Raw genomic sequence first — 1,929 nt, 5'->3', positions numbered from 1 at the left:
GCCCACCTCGAGCAGTGGTACGGCCGCTTCGGGTTCGTGCGCTCCGGCGACGAGTACCTGGAGGACCGGATCCCGCAGCCCCCGCACCGTCGAGCCCCGCTCCGGTCGCGACCGCCCCGGCTGCCCAGCCGACCACGACCGCCCCCGCGGCCGACCCGGCCACCCGCCCGGTGCGCCAGGTCGTCGACCAGGTGACCAGCGCCTCCCGGCCGGTCACCGACACCGTCGCGAACGTCGTGCGACCCGTCACCGGCACCGTGGACCGCGTCACCGACGCGCGACCGGTGACCGCCGTCGTCGACAGGGTCGACGACGTGGTCGCCAGTGTCCCGGTGGTCGGCACGGTGCTCGGCGACGACACGCTCGGCACGGTGACCGGTCCGGTCACGGGCATGGTCGACGACACGCTCGGCTCGGTCGGCACGACCGTGGGCACCGTTCCCGACGTGGTCGAGGGCGTCGTCCCGTCGGTCGGCGGCACCCTGCCAGGAGGCACGGACCCCGTCGTCGACGTCCCCGCACTCCCGGTGGGCGGTGGCTCGACCCCGTCCGCCGGGCCCGTCCCGTCGGTCCCGCTCGGCGTCGCACCCGGCCGGCCCGGTGCCGTGCCGACGCAGGCCGTCCCGGCGTCCGTTGCTCCCGTGTCCGGCCGGACCGCCGACGTCGTGGACGACCGCGCGACGGTGCTCCGCTCGTCCGAGCGGGTCACCCCGCCGGCCACGGTCGGGCCGGTCGTCACTGCCGTCGACGCGCAGGACGCGACCCTCGGCGGGCACGCACTGCTCGTCCCCGCTGACGGCGAGCGCCACGGGCTCCCGTTCGACGCGACCGACGCCGGCGTGCTCGGCGGTAGCGCCTCCTCGACCTCCGGCGGCGCAGCAGCCGTCGGCATCGTCGGCTCGACCGGCGACACGCTCTCCCTCGCCGCGGGGTCTCGCGGCACGCTCTCCGACGACGCGGTCCCCGCATCGGTCGTCGGCGAGCACGACATCGCCCCTGACTGAGATCGGTGCGCCTGTCCGCCACGGCAGGCACGCACACATCCCGGCTGCGTCCGCGGTCGGTGACGATCTCGATCAGGGAGTACGACCATGAACAAGTACGTCTCGAGAGGGCTCTGGTTCGCCCTCTTCGTCGGCGGGCTCACGCTCGGCGGCACGGCTGCGGCGAACGCGGCCACGACATCCGGTGCTGACGGCACCGTCTCGGGGACCCAGGTGGCCCCGTCCGTGGACGCCCCGGTGTCCCTCGGTGGCAACGCGATCGCCGTGCTCGGCGACGCGGTCTCCACGGCGACCGGGTCCACGCCCGCCGCTCCGGCTCCGGCTCCTGCAGCACCGGCCGCTCCGGCCCCCGCCCCGACCACCTCGGGGGAGGACGGCACGCTCTCGGGCACCCAGGTGGTGCCGGACGTCGCGGCGCCGGTGACGGTGGGCGGCAACGCCGTGGCCGTCGGCGGCGACGCCGTCTCGACCACCGCCCCGGCAGCGGCGCCGGCTCCGGCTCCGGCTCCTGTGGCTCCAGCCCCGGCTGCTCCGGCCCCCGCTCCGAGCACCTCGGGCCAGGACGGCACGGCATCCGGCACCCAGGTCGTCCCGACCGTGACGGCACCGGTGACGGTGTCCGGCAACGGGATCGGCGTCCTCGGTGACGGCACGGCGACCGCCACCGCCCCGGCAACGGCGACTCCGGCACCAGCAGCCCCGGCGACCGAGGCCCCCGCCAGCACGTCCGGCACCGACGGCCTGCTCTCGGGAACCCAGGTGACCGGCCCGGTCGACGTCCCGATCACGATCGGCGGCAACGGGATCGGTGTCCTCGGTGACGGCACCGCGACGGGCACGGCGCCCGCCGCGGGCACGGGTACCGGTACCGCTCCGACTGCCGGTGGTTCGACCTCGGGTTCGGACGGCACGGCCTCGGGGACGC

At 76.3% G+C, this 1,929-nt stretch carries 2 protein-coding genes; both read left to right on the top strand.

The window, feature by feature from the left end; translation table 11 throughout:
• A partial coding sequence (locus tag KK097_RS17755; protein WP_214545629.1) for a hypothetical protein occupies nucleotides 1-1,004 on the top strand: 1,004 nt, incomplete at its 5' end.
• Between the two features lie 87 nt (nucleotides 1,005-1,091).
• Nucleotides 1,092-1,929, top strand: an 838-nt coding sequence (locus KK097_RS17750; protein ID WP_214545628.1) for a chaplin family protein, incomplete at its 3' end; no start/stop codon positions are given.

The organism is Curtobacterium flaccumfaciens, from assembly GCF_018598405.1.
GTDB lineage: Bacteria > Actinomycetota > Actinomycetes > Actinomycetales > Microbacteriaceae > Curtobacterium > Curtobacterium aurantiacum.
This window is presented reverse-complemented; position numbering and strand designations above follow the sequence as displayed.